The sequence below is a fragment of the Streptomyces uncialis genome (genome assembly GCF_036250755.1).
Lineage (GTDB): Bacteria > Actinomycetota > Actinomycetes > Streptomycetales > Streptomycetaceae > Streptomyces > Streptomyces uncialis.
The window spans coordinates 8,526,899-8,547,157 of record NZ_CP109583.1 but is presented as its reverse complement, the minus strand read 5'-3'; the positions used below and the strand labels follow the sequence as shown (position 1 = coordinate 8,547,157).

Sequence of the window (20,259 nt, the reverse complement as noted above, 5' to 3'; positions counted from 1 at the left end):
ACGCCCCTGCCCACCGGACCCGCCTCTCCTGAGTGAGCGGGCCCGCGCGGGCCCGCGAACCTCGCTCAGGGGGGCATGTGTTCAACGGACAGCACAGACAACAGGGTTCCGGGGTGGCGGCGTTCGCCGTCGCGGTCTCCATGGCGCTGGTCGCCGGGACGGCCGTCGCCGCGAACGCCGCCGCGTCCCCGCCGCCCGACGGGGACGCGGCGGCACCACGGCAGAGGTCCGACGACCCGGTGTGGGTCACGCTGATCACCGGTGACCGGGTCGGGGTCGACGCCCGGGGCGAGGTCGCCGGATTCGAGCCCGCCGAAGGGCGGGCCGGTGTCCCCGTGCACACCCACACCGACCGCGGTCGCACCTATGTGGTGCCGCGGGACGCGCGCCGGCTGATCGCGGACGGCAGGCTGGACCGACGGCTGTTCGACGTCACCGGGCTGAGCGGTGCGCAGAGCCGGAAGGCGCACCGGGACGGGCTGCGGCTGATCGTGGAGTACGGGGGCGCCGCCGGTCCGGATGCCCGGAGGTCCGTGCGGGCCGCCGACGGTACGGAACGCGACCGGCCGCTGCGTTCCCTGAACGCGGACGCGGTGACCGGCACGCCGCGGCTGTGGGACACCCTCACCGAGGCCGGTCGCGGTGGGGCGCGGACCACGGCGTCCGGGATCAGCCGGATCTGGCTGGACGGCGTGGTCAAGGCCGCCCTGGAACGGAGCACCGGGCAGATCGGAGCGCCCCAGGCATGGCGGTCCGGATGGGAGGGCCAGGGCGTACGGATCGCCGTCCTCGACACCGGTGTCGACGCGGACCACCCCGATCTGTCGGGCCGGGTGATCGCGGCGCGGAACTTCAGCACATCCCCGCACACCACCGACCGCAACGGTCACGGCACCCATGTGGCGTCCACGGCCGCGGGCAGCGGGGCCCGGTCGAACGGCACCCATCGGGGGGTCGCGCCGCGGGCCGGGATCCTGAGCGGCAAGGTGCTGGAGGACAACGGGGGCGGCAGCGAGTCGGCCGTCCTGGCGGGGATGGAGTGGGCGGTGGCGCAGGGCGCGGACATCGTCAATCTCAGCATCACGGGCGACGCCGATCCCGCGATCGACCCGATGGAGGCCTATATCGACAGGGCGACGGCCGAGACGGGTGTGCTCTTCGTGGTGGCGGCGGGCAACGCGGGGCGGAACGTCATCGGCTCGCCGGGCAGCGCGGACGCCGCCTTCACCGTCGGAGCGGTCGACCGCGCGGACCGGCTCGCCCCGTTCTCCAGCAGGGGCCCCCGGTACGCGGGGGGTGTGGTCAAACCCGATGTGACCGCGCCGGGTGTGGGCATCGTCGCCGCCGCGGCCGCCGGCACCGGGGCCCCCGGCAGCATCCCGGGCTACACCGCGATCTCGGGTACGTCGATGGCGACCCCGCATGTGGCGGGGGCCGCCGCGCTGCTCAAGCAGAAGCATCCCGACCGGCGCGCGGCGGAACTGCGCGGCGCGCTCGCCTCGTCCGCCGCGGACACCGGACACACCGCCTATGAGCAGGGCACCGGCCGGATCGCCGTCGACCGGGCACTCGGCCAGACCGTGACCCCGACCCAGGTATCGATCGGCCTGGGCGAGCAGCGCTGGCCGCACGGCGACGACACACCGGTCACCGGGAAGCTGACCTATCGCAACAGCGGCCCGGCGGACGCGGTCCTCGATCTGGCGGTGGCCGGTCACGGTCCCGGGAACAGACCCGCACCGGCCGGGTTCTTCACCCTGGGCGCGGACCGGGTCACCGTCCCGGCCGGGGGGACCGCCTCCGTCGAGGTCACCGCGGACACCCGGGTGGGCGGCGAGGACGGCCACTTCGCGGCCACGGTCACGGCGTCCGGGGCCGGTTTGACCGTCCGGTCGACCGTGTCGGTCGAGCGCGAGGTGGAGTCGTACGACATCACCTTCAGGACCATCGGCCGGGACGGGAGGCCGAGCAGGGACTTCGGGGCGCTCGTGTCCTCCGTGGACTCGCTCGAACCGGGGTACCACTTCCTGTCGTCCGCCGACGGTGATCCCGTGGTCCGGCTGACCCGGGGCGAGTACGTGCTCGACGCCTGGGGTCCGGTCGACCCCGCAGATCCCACCAAGGGGTTCGACGCGCTGGTGCAGCCCAAGCTGGTGATCGACAGGGCGCGCACGGTCACGCTCGACGCCCGCCGGGCCAGGCCGGTGCGGATCACCGGGCCCGATCCCGGGGCCCCGCAGGCCGCGGGAGGGATGGAGTACGCCCGGACCGGGTCGGCCGGCGAGGACATCGGCGGGTTCTACCCCGGGGAGTCGTTCGCCACGCTGAACGTCGCGCATCTCGGGCCGCCGGTCACGGACGGGTCGCTGCGCCAGGGCTGGTACGGGCTCTGGCGCGCAGCCGACCGCACCGAGTACCACGCGGCTTCCGGCGGGCGGGTGAAGCGGCTCGCCACCGGATACAGCCGCATCTTCAGGCCCGCGGAGTTCGCCACGGTGAAGGTGGCTCTCGGGGCTCCGGCCGACGGCAAACGGGCCACTCTGGAGCCGAGCCCGCACTTGTCGGGCGGTCTCTGGGGAATGCGTGGCTTCGGTGTCGCGCGGCCACTGCCCGACACCCGCACGGTGCGGCTCTCCACGGGCGACGGGGTGCGATGGAGCTTCCGCTTCGGCCAGCTCACCGGGGACGACCCGGGCGGCGGTGACCGGACGGAGGCGGTGCTGGAGTCCGGGCCCAGGACCTACCGGGCGGGCAGGATCCACCGGGAGACGTTCAACACCGCCGTCTTCGGTCCGCTGCTCGACCAAGGGTCGGGCTTCTCGCGTCGTGGCGATCAGCTGGTCCCCCGGGTTCCGCTGTTCTCGGACGGCCGGGGCCACTCCGGAACGTCCGGCATCGGGTCCGCCAGGACGACGCTGTACCGGAACGGGACGAGGATCGGCGAGATCCCCGACGCGCTGACCGGCGGGAGGTCGGTACCGATCGGCCGGGAGGCCGGGCGGTTCACGCTCACCACCTCGGTGCTGCGCGACGCGGCGACGGCCCGGGTGAGCAGCCGGATCGACGCCGCGTGGACGTTCCGGGCGGCCGCGGCGCCGACGGACGACGAGGTGATGATGCCGATCTCGACCGTGCGCTTCTCCGGTGCGCGGGTCGGCCCGGACAGCACCGCCCCGGCGGGCGCCGTCCAGCGGATTCCGCTCCAGGTGCACGGCGCCGCGGCGAACGGCAACGTCAGGTCGCTGACCGCGCACGCCTCGTACGACGGCGGCCGGACATGGCGGGAACTCACGGTGACCGGGGCCAGGGCGACGGTGCGGAACCCGGCGAGGGGCGAGTCGGTCACCCTGCGTGCCCGGGTGACCGACAAGCAGGGCGGCACCGCGAGCGTGACCGTGCACGACGCCTTCTTCGGCGGGTAGGCGTCACGGCGCAGGGTGCCGCGGGTGCGGCGGGTACGCCGGTGCACCGGGTACGCCGGGTGCGCGCTGACGGCGGTGGGCCCGCCGGGACCCCTTGTACCGGGTCCCGGCGGGCCCGCGTCGTACCGGGTCCCGGCGGACCCGCGCCGCTCGCTCACGTCCGGCCCGCGCCGGGTCCGTCGGGGCTCAGAGGCAGCTGACGGCCTCCTCGTACTCCAGGCGGGGCAGCCGTTCGAACCAGGGGTTGTCGCCGGGCTTGCCGATGTTGACGACGAGGAACGACCTCAGCCGGCCGTCGGGGAAGAACTCGCCGTCCACGCCGTCCGCGTCGAAGCCGCCGAGCGGGCCCGCGGCCAGACCGGCGGCACGGACCGAGAGCAGGAAGTAGCCGGCCTGGAGAGCGGAGTTGAAGCGCGCGTGCTCCTGGTGCCCCACCGGGTCCGATTCGAGGGCTTCCTTCAGCTCGGGCATGAAGGGCAGCAGCCGCGGGATGTGCTCGCTGTACCGGGTGTCGTAGGCGAGGACGGCGATCACGGGGGCCGAGACGCTCTTGGCCCGGTTGCCCTCCGCCAGATGCGGGATCAGCCGCCGCTGGGCGTCGCCGGAGCGCAGGAAGAGGACCCGCAGCGGGTTGGTGTTGGCCGAGGTCGGTGGCCACTTCGCGAGCTCCCAGATGGCCCGGAGGGTCTCGTCGGGGACGGGCTCGTCGGTGAAGGAGTTCGCGGTGCGGGCGCCGGTGAACAGCAGACGGCGCGCTTCGGCCGCGAGCACGAGGTGTTCCTCGTACAGGTCGGGCGTCGGGGGTGTGTTCATCGTGAGGGTTTCCTTTGCCGGTCTCTGTGGGGGCGATTCCCGGGAACGGGCGGGGCCGGGTGTCCGTCCCGGGGGCGGTCACCCGGAGCTCGATGGGGTGACCAGCCAGCAATCTAGTTCGTTCTGCAACGAACCATAACACCACCCGCACCGCCTTCGGACAGGCAATCCCCTGGACGCCGACCCCGGAGAGCACCCCCCACCTGCGACGCTTGACCCCTGGCCGGAGTCCCGCTTATCTTCGTTGCAGAACGAACTACATAGGCGGCCTGACGCGATCGGACCACCGGTCCGGCGACTGCCCCACCGGACCCGCACCCACCGGAAGGACTCCGGATATAATTCGTTGTGGAACCAACCTTTCGGAGGAGCCATGAGCCTGCGGAACACCCACGAGGAGCGGGAGACCACGGCCCGCGAGGTCGACGGCCCGCGCCGGGACACCCCGTCGGACACCCCGGCGGGCAGCTCGCCCGCCCGCCCGCTGAACCGCGCCGAGCGGGCGGCCTGGCTCGGACTCCTCTCCACCCATCTGCGACTCCTGCGCACCCTCGACCGTGAGCTGATGACGGCCGAGCGCCTTCCCATGTCCTCCTTCGAGGTGCTGCTCACCCTCGCCGAGGCCCCCGGGCGCCATCTGCGGATGAAGGAGCTCGCCGCGTCCCTGCTGATCAGCCGCAGCGGGCTCACCCGCATCGTGGACGACCTCGAACGCCAGGGCTTCGTCGAGCGGCGCAAGTGCTCCACCGACGCCCGGGGCTTCGACGCGGTCCTCACCGAGGCCGGGACCAGGGCGTACCGCCGGGCCCGCAAGGTGCACCTCAGCAGCCTCCGGGCCGAGTTCCTCGACAAGCTCACGCCGGAGGACCTCACGGCCCTCGGCGGCATCTGGCGCACGGTCGGCTTCGACGACTCCGCCACCACCTGCTGAACGGCCGCGCCGGACCGGCGGGCCTCCCCTCCCGGCCGCCCGAAGGGGCCGTCCGCTCAACGGAAAGCACCACATCCTCATGACCGACCACGGACACGACCTGCGGTTCGGCGCGTTCCTGACGCCGACGGCCGAAGGCCACGACGACCTCGTACGGCTGGCCACGCTCGCGGACCGGAGCGGACTGGAACTGCTCGGTGTCCAGGACCACCCCTACCAGCCCGCGTTCCTCGACACCTGGACCCTGCTGACCCATCTCGCGGCCCGGACCGAACGCGTGACGCTCTTCCCGCATGTCGCGAATCTGCCGCTGCGCCCGCCGGCCGTGCTGGCCCGCTCGGCCGCCACCCTGGACATCCTCAGCGGCGGCCGGGCCGAACTCGGCATCGGGGCGGGCGCCTTCTGGGACGCCATCGCCTCGCTGGGCGGCCCCCGCCGCACACCGGGTGAGGCGGTGGACGCGCTGGAGGAGGCGATCACCGTCATCCGCGCGATGTGGACGCCCGGTCCCGGCGTGGACTTCGAGGGCCGTCACCACTCCCTGGCGGGTGCGCGCCCCGGCCCGTTCCCGGTGCATCCCCTCGGTATCTGGGTCGGCTCGTACAAGAGGCGCATGCTCGAACTCACCGGGCGGCTCGCGGACGGCTGGCTGCCCTCGTCGATGTACGCGCCGCCGGGCGAACTGACGGCCATGGGCCGCGCCATCGACGACGCCGCACTCGCCGCGGGCCGTGACCCGGCGGCCGTCCGGCGTATCTACACCGTCGCCGGACGCTTCTCCCGTCTCGCCTCGGACGGCTTCCTCGACGGGCCGCCCGAGCAGTGGGCGCGGCAGCTGACCGAGCTGGCGCTCACCGAGGGGATGAGCGGATTCGTCCTCGCCCCTTCCGGGGCGGACCCCGAGCGCGAGCTGCGCACCTTCGCCGAAGAGGTGGCGCCCCTGGTCCGGGAGGCCGTGGGCGCCGCCCGGGGCGGCTCCTCCCCCACCCCGGACGACGACGCGGCGGTGGAGCTGACGCGGGCGCCCGAGCACATCGACCTGTGGTCCGCCGACCCGCTCGGCGAGGCGACCCGGCCGCGCGCGCCCAAGCGGCCCGCGACAGCGGGCCACCCCGGTGGCACGGGCACCCGGCTGGTGCGTATCCATGACAATCTGCGCCAGGAGATGCGGCAGATCCGTGACGCGGTGGCCCAGGTGGCGGCGGGCCGGCAGGACGCCGCGTCGGCCCGCTCGATGATCAACAGTCTCACCCTGCGGCAGAACTACTGGACCCTCGGTTCGTTCTGCACCGCCTACAGCCGTACCCTCACCACGCACCACACCATCGAGGACCAGTTCATGTTCCCCGAGCTGCGCGAGAAGCAGGACTCGCTCGGGCCTGTCGTCGAGCGGCTGGAGCAGGAGCACGAGGTCATCGCCGAGGCGTTGTCCCGGCTCGACGCCGCGCTGGTCACCCTTGTCCAGGACGACAGCCGGATGGGTGAGGTCCAGGACCTGACCCAGGTACTGGACCGCATCCTGACCTCCCACCTCGACTACGAGGAGGAGGAGTTGGTGGAGCCGCTGGACCGGTTGCGCATCAACGTCTGAGCCTCCTCGCGGGAGTCCCGGTCGGGCCGGGCGCGGTGGTCGAGCAGCAGGAAGATCTCGCGGACCCGGTCCGGCTCCCCGGGGAACTCGAAGGTGCCGATACGGGTCGGCCCGCCCGGGCCGAGGGCCCCGAGCGGCGCCGGGCCGGGCAGCTCCACCTCGCCGTGGAACAGGCCCGGGTAGGTGCCGCCCGCGACACAGCGCACCGTGATCCGTGCACAGGCGCAGGGACCCGCGCAGGAGTGCGGCGCGGGCCGGAAGACCAGCTCGATCCAGGCGCCCGGCCGGGCACCCGCCGCCTCGACAAGCACACCGATCCGGTCCACATGGGTGACACGGCGGGCCGGTACGAGCGGGAACATCGCCGGGGTGAGGGCGAGTTCCAGCTCGCGGCGTTCCCCGCCGCGCCGGGTCAGCGCCGCCCAGGCGTCGGGCAGATCGCGCCGGACGTCGAGCAACCGGCGTCCGTCGCCGGGCAGTCGGCCGCGGGCGGCGTCGGCGGCCGCCCCGCGCAGCGGTTCCCCTCCCTCGCGTGCCGTGTAGTTGAGGTGCAGAACACATCGGAGAGCGAGTCGGGGTCGACGGTGTTCGTCCCACGGCGGTCCGGGGCCGGTAGCGGGTGATGTCGTAGGTGACCCCGGCGACCGTCCGGGGCCGCCGCGGCGGACGGCTGTCGGCGTCGAGACACGGCACCAGGTCCTCGGCGCCCGACAGGAGGAACACGTCCGTGTCACCGGAGTCGTCGTCGTAGGCCGGTACGCCCTTGTCGGTCCGGCGGGTCACGGCGGGCAGATCGAGACTCCAGCCGATACCGAAGGGGCCGTTCCCGGCCCCGGTGTCGTAGGTGAGGCGCAGTCGCGGGGTGGAGTCCCCGCGTCCCGGGCTCAGCGGCAGCGGGACGGTGAGGGTGGCGGTGCCCGTCGCGGGGCTCACCGAGAGCTTCTCCCCCATCCCCCGGACCGCGCCACCGCCCTTGGGCAGACTGATCACGGGCGCCTTGAAGGGGGCCGTGAGATCGCCGCGCTCCGCACCGCCGGGCGCCGGGGGCGTCCCGGCCGGTGAAGGGCCCGGGTCTTCCCTCGTGTCGCGCGCGCCGGGAAGCGCACCGGCCGGCAGATCGGGAGAGTCCATGGACACCGCCTCCCAGAACACATCGCGTTCTGTGCCCCTTACGGGACAGGGCCATTACCGCGCACGCGTGCCCCGGCGGGCAAGCACGGGAACAGGAATGCGCACTGACGAGTGAATAAGGGGAGAGCGGGCGCGATCCGGGGAACGGGGTCCGGTGCCGGTGCGGGCCCAAGTGCCTTGCCCGCACGGCGGGTTCGGGGTGTCAGTGGCGCCCGCTACGTTGCGGATCATGACCGATGGACTCTCATGGATACAGGACGCCCTCCGCGAACAAAGCTTCGAGCTGATCGCGGTGAGGGACGCCGGGGTCGAGGAACTGGCGGTGATGCTGGGCGGCAGGCCGGGCACCGTGATGGACCCGCCTGCCTTCAACGCCCTGGTGGCGGCCGCCGGAACGGCATGGCGGCTGCCCGACCTCGCCCGGCTGGGCGCCCGGGCGGGGTGGGCGTTCGCCTTCGAGACCGGGGACGGCCCGCACCGGGCCGACCGGGACCATCTGCGCCCGCTGTGGGAGGGCCGTACCTGGATACAGGTCTCCGACACCAAGATGGACCCGCCGACGGTCAGGGCCTTCGTGGACGGGGTGTGGGACTGGTCGTACTGCGAAGGCTCGGTTCACGAGCAGGTCAGGCCCGATCACCCGCTCACCGTACGGATGACGGCCGAGATCGGGCTCGACCGCGCCGTACCCGACCCCGACTACCCGGACGACCCCGACGAATGCAGCCTGTACATCCCACCCATGGCCGAGGTGTACCGGCTGTTCGGGCTTCATTACGGACTGACCCTGCCCCGTGAGGTCATCGGCGACCCGGCGTTCACGAGGAACGACCTGTACGGGGTGTTCACCGCACCGGCGGCCGGATACGAGAAAGGGCTCTCACCCGGAGGGAGTTGACCCGCGATCGTAGCCACCCCGCCCGGCTCGGCCTGTCCCCCGACGTTCAGGTCCGGGTGCGGTCCAGGGTCGGCGGTCCGGGACAGGGTCGGTGGCCTGGACCGCCGAGGTGAGTGAGTGCGGTTCAGAGGGGGCGGAGGTTCAGCGGGACCGGCCCGCATGTCCCCGTGCCGGTACGACCGTGACCTGCGGTTCAGGGCAGCCGCCCGCGCGTCCCCCTGCTGGGCCGTCGCCCCCGGCGGAACCCGGGACCCTCGCCGCGCACTGCCTCCAGCAGCCACCCGGGATCGGTTGACGGCTGCCCGATACACGCCTAAATTTGCTGCACTTTGGATCGTTCGATGAACCAATGTTCATTTTTCGGTTGTGGGAGGTTCATCAGTGACTCGGCAGGCAGTGGTCGGCATCGACGCCGGCACCACCGCGGTCAAGGCCGTTGTCCTGGCCCGGGACGGCGAACAGCTCGGCTGGTCCCGGGCGCCGCTGCGGGTCACGCACCACGGTGACCGGGTGGAGCAGGACATGGACGAGATCTGGTCCGCGGTCGGTGACACCGTGCGGGCCGCGGTCCGGGACGCCGGTGACGGTGTCGAGATCGTCGCGGTCGGTGTGACCGGTCAGGGCGACGGAGCCTGGCTGGTGGACGAGACGGGGCGCCCGTGCGGTCCCGCGACGATCTGGATGGACGGCACGGCCGCCGCCCGGGTCACCGCGTGGGAGCGGGACGGCCGCGGCGACCTCGTACGCGACATCACCGGCTCGTCCCTGTTCCCCGGCGCGCTACCGGTGCTGCTGGAGCAGCTGGAGGCCGACCACCCCGAGCGGCTGGACCGGGCCGCGCACCAGCTGAACTGCAAGGACTGGATTCGCTTCCGGCTGACCGGGGAGATCGCCACCGACGCGTCCGACGCCTCCCGCACCTATCTCGACGTCACCACCGGCACCTACTCCGACGCCCTGCTGGAGGGGCTGGGACACCAGCGCTTCCGTCATCTGCTCGCCCCCGTTCGGCCGCCGCACGAGGCGGCGGGCACGGTCGGCGCACCGGCCGCGCGTGCCACCGGGCTGCCCGAGGGCGTTCCCGTGGTCGTCGGCCTGGTCGACGCCGTCGCGGGCGGGGTCGGACTCGGCGCGGTCCGGCCGGGCGACGCCTATCTGATCGTCGGCACCACGGCCTTCGCGGCGCGGGTACGGCAGGACGGCCGGGGCCCCGGCCCCGAAGGGCGCATCACCCTGGCGACCGGGCTGGGCAGCGTCCTCGAATGCCTGGCCCCGATGGCGGGCGCGCCCAACCTCGACTGGGTCCGTACGGTGACCGGCCCGGAGGGCAGCGGCTGGCCGGACCTGGAGCGGCTGGCCCGAGCGGCCGGACCGGGGGCGGGCGGTGTCCTCTATCTCCCCTACGGTTCGCCCCAGGGGGAACGCGCCCCGTTCGTCGACCCGGCGGCCTCCGCCGCCTGGGTGGGGATGAGCGTCCTGACGACCCCGGGGCAACTGCTGCGCGCCGTCTACGAGGGGATCGCCCTCACCTTGCGCGAGTGCCTCGGGGAACCGGTGACGGGCCGGACGCTGCGGATCGCGGGCGGATCGGCCTCGTCGGACCTGCTGTGCCAGGTACTGGCCGATGTCACAGGACGGCCAGTGGAACGCTCCACCGCACCCGAGCTGGGAGCCCGCGGGGTGGCCGCGCTGGCCCTGGTCGCGGGCGGGGCGGCCGCCGATCTCGACAGCGCGCTCGCCGCCCTGGGCCGGCCCGCCGCCACCCTCACCTTCCGTCCCGACCCCGCCGTACGGGATCTGCACGACCGGCAGGCGCGCGCCTTCGCCGCCGCCAGGGACGCGCTGCGTCCCGTCTGGCCCTCCCTGCGTGATCTGCGGAGCCTCACCGGGGCTCCGTCCTCCCCGTCCCCCACCACGGAGTCGGCGCCCGCCGCCGATGGATTGGAATCCCTGTGACCCACGCGTCGCCGCGTCCGCGGCTGCTCATCACCGCGCCGTTCGACCCGGCCGCCGCCGCACGGCTGGCGGAACTGTTCGAAGTCGAGACGGTGGAACCCTCCATGGAGGGCGCTTCCCTCGCCCGGCCGCAGCTCGCCGACCGACTGGCGGTGGCCGACGCGGTGGTCTGCGAGGTCGACCAGGTCGACCAGGCGGCGCTCGACGCGGCGCCCGCGCTGAAGTTCGTCGTCACCTGCCGGGCCAGCCCCGTCAACGTCGATCTGCCCGCCTGTACCCGCCGGGGCATACCGGTGGCCACCACCCCGGCGCGCAACGCCGAGATCACCGCCGATCTCGCCTTCACGCTCATCCTGTCCGCCGTCCGCCGCACGGGGGCCGCGGAGCGGTGGATGCGGGACGGGAACTGGCGCGCGGACGATGTCTTCGAGCCGTACGCCCGCTTCCGGGGGATCGGTCTCGGCGGGCGCACACTGGGCATCCTCGGCGGGGGTGCCATCGGGCGCCGGGTGATGCGCCGCGCCCTGGGGTTCGGTATGAACGTCCTCGTCCACGACCCGTTCCTCGCGCCGGGCGCCCTCGGTGACGACGCGGAGATCGTCGGCCTCGACGACCTCATGGGCCGGTCCGACGTCATCACCGTGCATGTGCCGCTCAACGACTCGACGGTGGGGCTCGTCGGGGCGCGGGAGATCGCCCTGATGCGTCCCGACGCCTATCTCGTCAACGCGGGACGGGCGGCCGTGGTGGACGAGGAGGCCCTGATGGCCGCGTTGCGCGAGAAGCGGATCGGGGGGGCCGGTCTGGATGTCTTCTGGACCGAGCCGCCGCCGGCCGACTCCGAGCTGTTCCGGCTCGACAATGTCACGCTCACTCCGCATATCGGTGGCGCGTCCGACGATGTGGTCACGGAGCACTCGCGGATCGCGGAGCGTGCGTTGCGTGCCTGGGCCGTCGGGGAGGAGCCTGCGGCGGTGGCCAACGCAGGGCCGCTCGCCGCGGTTTGACGGGTCGGCCGTCTTTGGTTGCGCCCCCGGGTTTTCGCTCGGGGGCGTCCCCTTTTGCCTGGGCGCGCCCTTGGGGTCCCTGTGCTGGGCGCGCTTCGTTCCTGTGCCGTCGTTCGGGGGGTTCGCGCGGTTCCCCGCGGGTCGCCTTCGCTTGCGCTTCCGAGGTCTGTCCGGCGGGACGCACTTCGGTTCTGTGCCGTCGCTCGTCGGGTGCGCAGTTCCCCGCGGGTCGCCTTCGCTTGCGCTTCCCAGGTCTGTCCGGGTGGGCGCGCTTGTTCCCTGTGCCGTCGCTCGTCGTTTTCGCGCAGTTCCCCGCGCCCCTTTGGGGCGCATCCGGTCGGTTCTTCGGGTCGGTGCCGGTCGGGATTCTCCGTCCTCGCTCCAACGCGCTCGGTACGACGTCCAGCGGAGCTACTGAAGAGCATCGGAGTCTGCGGGCAGAGATTCCCGCCCACCCCCTCCCGCAGCAGCGCGACCGCGGGAGGAGAGGGGTTCCGCGAGCGAAGGCCCGCACCTGACGGACAGCCCCAGGTGGGCGCCCCTTCAGGGGCGCGGGGAACTGCGCGAGCAACCAAGGACCACCCGCACCCCAACGGGAACCGCAAGGGGCGCGACCTCAGGGGCGCGGGGAACTGCGCAAAACGAGGACGGCCCGCACCCAAGTAGCGACCGCAAGGGGGCAGCATCCAGGGGCGCGGGGAACTGCGCACCCACGAGCAACCCGCACAGGGACAAGTGGGCCCAGCACAGGCAACCTAGGGGGCGCGAGCGAAGGCGACCTGCGGGGAACTGCGCACCCCACGGGCGGCCCGCACGGGGACAAGTGGGCCCAGCACAGGCGACCCGTGGGGCACCGTTGGGGTGGGGGGTGGGTCAGGCGTGGTGGAGGGACGCCAGGGCCTCGGACGGGAACGCCGCCGTGGTATCGCCCAGGGCGAGAGCACGATACGTGGCCACCGCGGCCTCCTCCAGATTCATCGCCCGCCGGAAGGCCATCCCGATGTCCGCACCGAGCGAGGAACACCCGTGGTGGGAGAGCACCATGCAGTCGTGGCGCAGCGCCTGCTCGGCCGCGGCCTCGGCGAGTTCGTCGGAGCCGTTGGGGTGGTACGGCACCGTACCGACGGAGCGGACGTAGTAGGCGTGGTCGAGGCTGATCAGCCGGATCGGCGCGCCGACCGCGTCGAGGAGGACCGCGTGCTGGGGGTGCAGATGCACCACGCAGTTGACGTCCGGGCGCACCTGGTACGTGCGCTGGTGCAGCTTCCACTCGCTGGACGGCTTCGCCGCGCCACCCGTCCGTTCCCCGGCGAGCGTCATCACGGTGAAGTCCGCCTCCTCCAGGCGGTCGAGCCAGGTGCCCGCGCCGGTGACGACGAACTCGTCGCCGCCGGGCAGCCGCGCCGACAGGTTTCCCCCGCTGGCGAGCACCAGTCCGCGTTCCACGGCGATCCGGCCGACCTCGGCCAGCCGCTCGCACAGGTCCTCGCGGGTATGAACCGGCTTCACATCATGTCCTTTCGTACGGCGGCGGGCCGTCGGACGGTCCGGCCGCTCGGGGTGTTCATGACGGCGCGTTCGGCGCCACGCCGGCGGCTGCCAGCAGTTCCTCCGCGGTGGCGGCGTCGGTCACCAGGACATTGATGAGGCCCTGGCGCAGCGCCACCTCCAGGGCCTGGCGTTTGGCCGCCCCCCGGGCGACCCCGATCCGGACGGGTACCGCCCGCAGCTGCTCCAGGCTCAGTCCGATGAGCCGTTCGTCCACCTCGCCCGGCACGGCGGCGCCGTCCGCGTCGAAGAAGCGGCCGGAGATATCCCCCACCGCGCCGCGCGCGCGGATGCCCGCGAGCTCGGTGGCGGTCAGGCCCTGGACGAGCAGACCGGCGTCGGCGGTCGTCCCGCCGATCCCGGCGATCAGCGCGTCCGCCGAGACCGCGCGTTCCAGGGTTTCCTGGACGGCCGGGTCCTCGCGCCACACCCGGGCGGCCTCGGCGGAGCGGGCCAGCAGCGGGGCGGGGAGGTGGTAGGCGTGCCCGCCCGCGGCGGCGGCGAAGGCGAGGGCGAGTTCATGGGAGCTGGCGGCCCGGGAGATACCGCCCTTGCTCCCGGTGAGCGGGACGAAGTTGACGTCCGGGGCGGACGAGGGCCGCAGATGTTCGGGGATCGTGGCGACCGATCCCGACAGGCCGACCGCGATGGTGGTGCCCTCGTCGAGGAAGGCGCTGACGCAGTCCGCGGCCAGTGCCCCCAGGGAGTGGGCGGCCCGGCTCTCGTCATCGAAGGCCGGGCCCACCCATGCCTGCCGCAGGGCGTAGGCGCTGCCCAGGGCCGATTCCAGGCCCACGAACAGATGGTCGTCGCTGTGCACCGTGATCTCCACGATGCCGACCCGGCGGGCCTCCGCCAGCAGCCGGGTGACCTTGATCCGGGAGAGCCCGCACAGGTCGGCGATCTCCTGGTGGGTCAGTCCGTGCTCGTAGTACAGCCGCGCGATCTTGCCCAGCGGTGGTCTCTTCTGACCGGTCGCTCTCTCCATCGATCCTCCGTTCGGAGCCTGCTCTGCCGCTTCCGCCGGTCAGGGGGCCGCTGACCAGCACAGCGGCTGCCGCGTCACCCCGTACGGGGAACCCGCCCGAGGCTTGACAGCCGCAGGGGTGCCACTCATATTACATGCACTTTGGTTCGATTATTGATCAGATGTTCACGCGTCTGTTGTGTACGCCGGAGGACACATGCCCACCTCGCCCCATCCCACGGCCGGCCCGGCCGTGCCCCGCCCCGGATTCCTCGAACGGCAGGGGATCGTCCGGCCGCTCGCCTTCGGCTTCCTCGCCGTGATGCTGTTCATGGTCGGCGACGGCATCGAAGTCGGGTTCCTCTCGCCCTACCTGGAGTCGCGCGGGCTCTCCGGCAGCGAGGTCGCCCTGCTCTGGACGGTGTACGGCTTCGTCGTCGCCGTCGCGGCCTGGCTCTCCGGCGCGCTCGCCGAGGCGTGGGGGCCGCGCCGGGTGATGCTGCTGGGCCTCGGTATCTGGGCCGTCTTCGAGGTCCTCTTCCTGACCGTCGGTGTCGCGGCCGGGAACTACCCGCTGATGCTCCTCACCTTCGGTATCCGCGGACTGGGTTACCCCTTCTTCGCGTACGGCTTCCTCGTCTGGATCGCGATGGAGACCCCGGGCGACAAGCTCAACCGCGCGGTCGGCTGGTACTGGTTCGCCTCCACCATGGGCCTCGGCGTGATCAGCTCCTACTTCGCGGGGGCGGTCATCCCCGTGATCGGCGAGATGGCGACCCTGTGGCTCTCCCTCGCCTTCGTCGCCGCCGGTGGTCTGCTGGTGATCTTCCTGGTCCGGGCCCGTGTCACGACCGCTCCCCCGGACTCCACCAAGGAGTCCGTCGCCAAGATGTTCGGCGCGCTCACCATCGTCAGGACACATCCCCGGGTGGGCGTCGGAGGTGTGGTCCGAATGATCAACACCCTCTCGTTCTACGCCTTCGTGGTGTTCCTGACCTCCCATATGGTCAACGACGTCGGTTTCTCCACGGCGCAGTGGCAGACCATCTGGGGCACCATGCTGCTGGCCAATGTGGCGGCCAATCTGCTGTCCGGGTACGTCGCCGGGTGGATCGGCAGCGTCAACACCGTCGCCTGGGCCGGCGGACTCGGCTGTTTCGTGACCGTGCTCGCGCTGTACTACGTGCCCGAGGCGGTCGGGCCGAGCTTCGGCATCACCCTGGCCGTGGCCATCGTCTACGGACTGGCGCTCGGCGCGTTCGTCCCGCTGTCGGCGATCATGCCGATGCTCGCCCCGCGTCATATCGCCGCCTCGGTCGCCATCCTGAACCTGGGCGCCGGACTGAGCCAGTTCGCCGGATCGGCCATCGCCGGGCTGGTCGGGCCGATCGGTATCGAGGGCACGGTGTGGGTGATCGCCTCCATCTATCTGGTCGGCCTCGGGCTGACCTTCTTCCTCAAGGAACCGGGGACCGTCGAGGACCCGTCCCCGGGAAGCGCGCCGGAGCCGTCCGCGACGGACACCGCCGCTCCGCCGCCCACCAAGGTGGCGGTGGGAGCGCGGCGGGCCGACTGAGTCCCGCGCCGCCGGACGCACGAACCGGCGCGGATGACATCCCCGGGAGCCGGGGACCGGTCGTACCGGTCCCCGGCTCCCACTGTGTGACCGCCCGTACCCGTCCGGTCTCGCCCCTACCCGACCGCCCGGCGGCGGACCTTCGGCGCTCGGACGCCGGTCATTCATCTGCCGGCCGCCCCTCGGTCCATGAACGCGCGTTCAGTGTGGATGAACGCGCGTTCATCCATCTGCCGAAGGGGCCCGGCGCGCAGCGCGACCAGGGCCGGAACGGAACGAACCGATGCGCAGGACCCTCACGGCCGCCGTGGCCACGCTCCTCACCGCGACCCTCGCCGCCGGATGCGGCTCGCCGTCCGGGGGGAGCGGCTCGGATGACCCGGAGACCCTCGTCGTCTACAGCAACTCCGTGTCCGACGGGCGCGGCGACTGGCTCAAGAAGGAGGCGGGCAAGGCGGGCCACTCGCTCCAGGTGGTCGACCTCGGTGGCGGTGACGTCCAGAACCGGCTGCTCGCCGAGAAGGCGAACCCGGTGGCCGACGTCACCTTCGGACTGAACAACGTCTACTTCGAGAAGCTCAAGGAGGCGGAGGTCCTCGGCGCCTACACCCCCGCCTGGGCCGATCAGGTCGATGCCGCGCTGGGCGACGCGACCGGCAAGCGGTTCTGGCCCATCGTCCGTGAGCCGGTCATGCTCGTCCACGACAAGGCCGCCTATCCGGAGAAGGGTCAGGCGCCCGCCGACTGGCCCGATCTGTGGACCAAGGAGGAGTTCCGGAAGAAGTACGAGGTCCCCACCGAACTCGGCGGCGCCACCACCCAGATGGTGCTGTCCGGCATCCTCAGCAGACACCGCGACGACCAGGGCGACCTCGGGGTCGGCCAGGCCGGTTGGGACGCCGTCGAGTCGTACTTCGAGCACGGTGTGCCCTCGGTGACGAACACCGACCTGTACGCGCGGATGGCCGACGGCAAGGTCACCGCGGGCCAGATGTGGCTCTCCGGGAAGGCCACCCGTGAGGAGCAGTACAAGATCCGGACCGAGGCGGTCCGGCCGGAGACCGGCGTTCCGATGGTCGTCCAGCAGATCGGGCTGGTGAACGGTACGAAGAAGGCCGGGGCGGCGAAGAAGTTCATCGACTGGTTCGGCGGCGCGGAGGTACAGGCCGCCTGGTCCCGGGAGTTCCACACCGCCCCGGCCAACAAGGGCGCGCTCGCGAAGGCGGACGCCGGAGCCGTCGAGGAGACCGACTCCTTCACCGAGCAGGACATCGACTGGACGTTCGTGGCCGCCCGGCTCGACCGGTGGACCGAGAAGATCGAGCTGGAGTACCTGCCCAACTGACCCGGCCCCGCACCTGGAGCGGTCGCCCGGCCCACCGAGGCACGACGGCCGCCCCGCACTCCTCACGGGCACGCAACAACCCCACTCAGGCCCGGTCAGCCCCACTCGGCCCCACTCGGCCCCACTCGGCCCCACTCGGCCCAAGGATCGACATGATCAGCTTTGACGATGTCTCGGTGCGGTTCGGCACCTTCGAGGCGTTGCCCTCCTTCTCCCTCGATATCGGGGAAGGGGAGTTCTTCACCCTGCTCGGACCCTCCGGCTGTGGCAAGAGCACGGCGTTGCGCGCGCTCGCCGGGTTCGTAGAACCCAGTGCCGGTGACATCCGTGTCGCGGGCCGGAGGATCACCCATCTCCCGAGCGGCAAGCGCGAGGTCGGGATGGTCTTCCAGAACTACGCGCTGTTCCCCGGTATGAGCGTCCGCGAGAACATCGCGTTCGGACTGCGCGCCCGCGGACGGCCCAGGGACGAGACCGACCGGCGCGTGGACGAGATCGCCGAACAGGTCGATCTCTCACAGGAACAGCTCGCCAAGGGGGTCGCCGAACTCTCCGGCGGCCAGCAGCAGCGCGTGGCGATCGCCCGCGCCCTGGTCATGCGGCCGAAGGTGCTGCTGCTCGACGAACCGCTGTCCAACCTCGACGCGAAACTCCGCCGCCAGCTGCGCGTCCAGCTCAAGGAGCTCCAGAGCCGGTTCGGGATCACGACCGTCTACGTCACCCATGACCAGGACGAGGCCCTGTCCATGAGCGACCGGATCGCGGTGATCGACAAGGGCCGGATCGAGCAGGTCGGTACGCCCGAGGACATCTACGAACGGTCCGCGAGCGAGTTCGTGTGCACCTTCATCGGTGAGGTGAACCGGCTCGGTCCCCAACTGGTGGGCACCCTCGCCGCCCGGGGCGCCTCACGGCTCGACCCCGCCGATCCCACCTATGTCCGGATCGAGAAGGTCGGTCTCGCGAGGGACGGGGAGCCGTACGACGGTATCGCCGTGCGTGGGACCGTCACCTCGCGTACGTACCACGGCACGCACAGCGTGTATCTGCTGCGGACCGAGCACGACAGTCTGCGGGCCGTGGTGCAGGACGGTGCCGGGCCGCTGATACGGACCGGGCAGGAGGTCGATGTGGTCTTCGACCCGGCGACCCTGATGCGCTACCCCGTCCCCGTCGCGGCCCCCGCCCCCGTCGCGGACTCCGCCCCGGTCGCGGACTCCGGGGCCTGGGCATGAGCCGCTCGCTGCGGGCCATGCTCCGCTCACCGCTGGTCGTCGTCACCGGCGTGGCGCTGCTGTGGTTCGTGTTCACGTTCATGATCTACCCGAACGCCGTCATGCTGAAGGAGGTCTTCGCACCGCAGGGCGCGTTCAGCACCCGCGCGTTCGAGAAGCTGACGGCGTCGGAGCGCGCGATGGACTCGCTGCGCAACAGCTTCGTCCTGGCGGCCGTCCTGACCGTCACGGTGAACGTCCTCGGCGTCTTCATCGTCCTCGTCACGCGCTACTTCACCGTCCGTGGTGCCCGGCTGCTGCGGCTCGGGTACGCGACGACCCTGGTCTACGGCGGTGTCGTCGCCGTCTCGGGCTACACCTTCGTCTACGGGGAGAACGGGTTCGTCACACGTCTGCTCCTCCAGGTGTTCCCCGGTCTGGACCCGGCGTGGTTCTCGGGGATGCTCGCGGTCGTGGTCGTGATGACCCTGACCGGTACCGGCTATCACATGCTGTTCCTGTCGTCCGCCCTCGCCCGGATCGACCACCAGACCATCGAGGCCGCGCAGCAACTGGGCGCTTCCCCATGGCGCGTCCTGCGCACGATCGTGCTGCCCGTCCTCAAGCCGACGCTGTTCGCGGTGACCGTGCTGACCTTCCTCGGCGGGCTGGCGGCGTTCGCGGCGCCGCAGGTGCTCGGCGGCCGGGAGTTCCAGACGATCACCCCGATGATCCTGACGTTCTCCGGCAACCCCGGCTCCCGTGACCTCGCCGCCACCCTCGCCCTGGTCCTCGGGCTGGCCACCCTGCTGCTGCTCGCCGTGCTGAACCGGCTCCAGGCCGGGGGCACCTACTTCTCGGTGTCGAAGGTGCCGACGGCGCTGAAGAAGCAGCGCATCGGCCACCCCGTGGCGAACGGCGCCGTTCATCTGGCCGCGTACGCCCTCTTCCTCGTCTATCTGATCCCGCCGCTGCTGATCGTGGTCTTCTCGTTCACGGACGCCGCGACGATCGCGTCCGGTGACCTCGGCGCCGGCGGTTTCACCCTCGACAACTACCGGCGGGTGCTGACGGACGCCGCCGCGTACCGGCCGTTCGTGGTGAGCGTCGGCTACGCGGCGGTGACCGCGGCCGTCGTCATCGCCATGATGCTGTTCGTCGCCCGGGTCCTCCAGAAGTTCGTCAACGCCGTCACGATCACCGTCGAGTACCTGCTGCACATCCCCTGGGTGCTGCCCAGCACGCTGACGGCCCTCGGGCTGATCATCACGTACTCCGTGCCCAGGCTCCCGGTGGGCGAGACCGTACTGACCGGGACGGTCGGGCTGCTGGCGGTCGCGTACATCACGGCCAAGATCCCGTTCACGCTGCGCATGCTCAAGGCCGCGTACGCGAGCATCCCCGCCTCGCTGGAGGAAGCGGCCACCCTGCTCGGCGCCGGTACGCTGCACACCTACCGCCGGGTCCTGCTGCCACTGGTCCTCCCCGCGGCGGCGGCCGTCAGCGCGCTGAACTTCACCGGTCTGCTCGACGACTACGACACCGCGGTGTTCCTCGCCCATCCGCTCCACCAGCCCCTCGGTATCGCGATCCAGAACGCCACCCGGGGCGAGGGCGCGAGCGACGCCACGGCCCTGACCTTCGTCTACACCGTGCTGCTGATGGCGATCTCGACCCTCGCGATGTGGTTCGTGTACGGCCGCAACAGCGGTACGGGTGAGCGGCGTTCACGGTTGCGTACCCGGGGCAGGACGAGGACCGGGCCGCCGGTTGCGGTGCTCCCCGACACCGTCACCGCGGGAACCGCCCCCACCGCCCGGACCACACAGACCGCCCCGACCGGCTGACGGAAGGAACCAC

The 20,259-nt window shown here is 72.0% G+C and carries 14 protein-coding genes and 1 pseudogene; 10 read left to right on the top strand and 5 right to left on the bottom strand.

Annotation, left to right across the window (positions count from 1 at the left end; all coding sequences use genetic code 11):
- Positions 1-113 precede the first annotated feature (113 nt).
- Entirely contained in the window at positions 114-3,422 is a 3,309-nt protein-coding gene (locus tag OG711_RS35890) for a S8 family peptidase (RefSeq protein ID WP_329562897.1), read from the top strand.
- Between the two features lie 186 nt (positions 3,423-3,608).
- Here OG711_RS35890 and OG711_RS35885 read toward each other — a convergent pair whose 3' ends face one another.
- Entirely contained in the window at positions 3,609-4,235 is a 627-nt protein-coding gene (locus OG711_RS35885) for a malonic semialdehyde reductase (RefSeq protein ID WP_073788678.1), read from the bottom strand.
- A gap of 373 nt (positions 4,236-4,608) precedes the next feature.
- On the opposite strand from OG711_RS35885, the gene OG711_RS35880 reads away from it, so the two are divergent.
- On the top strand, positions 4,609-5,166 hold the full coding sequence (locus tag OG711_RS35880; protein ID WP_079184650.1) for a MarR family winged helix-turn-helix transcriptional regulator: 558 nt from the start codon (positions 4,609-4,611) through the stop codon (positions 5,164-5,166).
- Positions 5,167-5,245: 79 nt separating this feature from the next.
- On the top strand, positions 5,246-6,757 hold the full coding sequence (locus OG711_RS35875) for an LLM class flavin-dependent oxidoreductase (RefSeq protein WP_323181452.1): 1,512 nt from the start codon (positions 5,246-5,248) through the stop codon (positions 6,755-6,757).
- Here OG711_RS35875 and OG711_RS35870 read toward each other — a convergent pair.
- The gene (locus tag OG711_RS35870; RefSeq protein ID WP_329562893.1) at positions 6,703-7,215 is read right to left on the bottom strand and encodes a hypothetical protein; all 513 of its coding nucleotides are present in this window, start codon (positions 7,213-7,215) and stop codon (positions 6,703-6,705) included. The genes OG711_RS35875 and OG711_RS35870 overlap by 55 nt on opposite strands.
- A 151-nt stretch (positions 7,216-7,366) precedes the next feature.
- Positions 7,367-7,708: pseudogene (locus tag OG711_RS35865) on the bottom strand (SpvB/TcaC N-terminal domain-containing protein); the annotation flags it as partial.
- A gap of 409 nt (positions 7,709-8,117) precedes the next feature.
- On the opposite strand from OG711_RS35865, the gene OG711_RS35860 reads away from it, so the two are divergent.
- The 3 genes from OG711_RS35860 (at position 8,118) to OG711_RS35850 (ending at position 11,749) form a co-directional block, all read left to right on the top strand.
- Positions 8,118-8,786 (top strand): hypothetical protein, encoded by a 669-nt coding sequence (locus tag OG711_RS35860; RefSeq protein ID WP_329562891.1) that lies wholly within the window; start codon positions 8,118-8,120, stop codon positions 8,784-8,786.
- A gap of 381 nt (positions 8,787-9,167) precedes the next feature.
- Positions 9,168-10,742, top strand: coding sequence for an FGGY-family carbohydrate kinase (locus OG711_RS35855; RefSeq protein WP_329562889.1), 1,575 nt, complete (start codon positions 9,168-9,170; stop codon positions 10,740-10,742).
- The gene (locus OG711_RS35850) at positions 10,739-11,749 is read left to right on the top strand and encodes an NAD(P)-dependent oxidoreductase (RefSeq protein WP_329562887.1); all 1,011 of its coding nucleotides are present in this window, start codon (positions 10,739-10,741) and stop codon (positions 11,747-11,749) included. Before OG711_RS35855 ends, OG711_RS35850 begins: the two co-directional genes overlap by 4 nt.
- An 873-nt stretch (positions 11,750-12,622) precedes the next feature.
- Here the strand turns inward: OG711_RS35850 and OG711_RS35845 are convergent.
- Together OG711_RS35845 and OG711_RS35840 are read right to left on the bottom strand one after the other, a co-directional pair.
- A complete protein-coding gene (locus OG711_RS35845; protein WP_073788692.1) occupies positions 12,623-13,258 on the bottom strand; it encodes a class II aldolase/adducin family protein in 636 nt (211 codons plus the stop codon).
- Between the two features lie 55 nt (positions 13,259-13,313).
- Positions 13,314-14,285 (bottom strand): sugar-binding transcriptional regulator, encoded by a 972-nt coding sequence (locus OG711_RS35840; RefSeq protein WP_329562885.1) that lies wholly within the window; start codon positions 14,283-14,285, stop codon positions 13,314-13,316.
- Positions 14,286-14,481: 196 nt separating this feature from the next.
- Here OG711_RS35840 and OG711_RS35835 point away from each other — a divergent pair, with 196 nt between their 5' ends.
- The 4 genes from OG711_RS35835 to OG711_RS35820 all read left to right on the top strand — a co-directional run bounded on the left by OG711_RS35835 (position 14,482) and on the right by OG711_RS35820 (position 20,246).
- Complete coding sequence (locus OG711_RS35835) at positions 14,482-15,840, top strand: MFS transporter (RefSeq protein WP_329562883.1); 1,359 nt, start codon at positions 14,482-14,484, stop codon at positions 15,838-15,840.
- A 283-nt stretch (positions 15,841-16,123) separates the two neighbouring features.
- Complete coding sequence (locus OG711_RS35830; protein WP_329562881.1) at positions 16,124-17,185, top strand: extracellular solute-binding protein; 1,062 nt, start codon at positions 16,124-16,126, stop codon at positions 17,183-17,185.
- A gap of 152 nt (positions 17,186-17,337) precedes the next feature.
- Entirely contained in the window at positions 17,338-18,420 is a 1,083-nt protein-coding gene (locus tag OG711_RS35825; RefSeq protein WP_329562879.1) for an ABC transporter ATP-binding protein, read from the top strand.
- Positions 18,417-20,246, top strand: coding sequence for an ABC transporter permease (locus OG711_RS35820; RefSeq protein ID WP_329562877.1), 1,830 nt, complete (start codon positions 18,417-18,419; stop codon positions 20,244-20,246). The genes OG711_RS35825 and OG711_RS35820 overlap by 4 nt, the downstream gene beginning before the upstream one ends.
- The last annotated feature ends 13 nt before the right edge of the window (positions 20,247-20,259 follow it).

Excerpts from the sequence above, each read along its gene's own strand:
- OG711_RS35825 (WP_329562879.1), top strand. The coding sequence starts at position 17,338 with ATGATCAGCTTTGACGATGTCTCGGTGCGGTTCGGCACCTTCGAGGCG.
- OG711_RS35840 (WP_329562885.1), bottom strand. The coding sequence starts at position 14,285 with ATGGAGAGAGCGACCGGTCAGAAGAGACCACCGCTGGGCAAGATCGCG.
- OG711_RS35830 (WP_329562881.1), top strand. The coding sequence starts at position 16,124 with ATGCGCAGGACCCTCACGGCCGCCGTGGCCACGCTCCTCACCGCGACC.
- OG711_RS35820 (WP_329562877.1), top strand. The coding sequence starts at position 18,417 with ATGAGCCGCTCGCTGCGGGCCATGCTCCGCTCACCGCTGGTCGTCGTC.
- OG711_RS35875 (WP_323181452.1), top strand. The coding sequence starts at position 5,246 with ATGACCGACCACGGACACGACCTGCGGTTCGGCGCGTTCCTGACGCCG.
- OG711_RS35860 (WP_329562891.1), top strand. The coding sequence starts at position 8,118 with ATGACCGATGGACTCTCATGGATACAGGACGCCCTCCGCGAACAAAGC.
- OG711_RS35885 (WP_073788678.1), bottom strand. The coding sequence starts at position 4,235 with ATGAACACACCCCCGACGCCCGACCTGTACGAGGAACACCTCGTGCTC.
- OG711_RS35835 (WP_329562883.1), top strand. The coding sequence starts at position 14,482 with ATGCCCACCTCGCCCCATCCCACGGCCGGCCCGGCCGTGCCCCGCCCC.
- OG711_RS35880 (WP_079184650.1), top strand. The coding sequence starts at position 4,609 with ATGAGCCTGCGGAACACCCACGAGGAGCGGGAGACCACGGCCCGCGAG.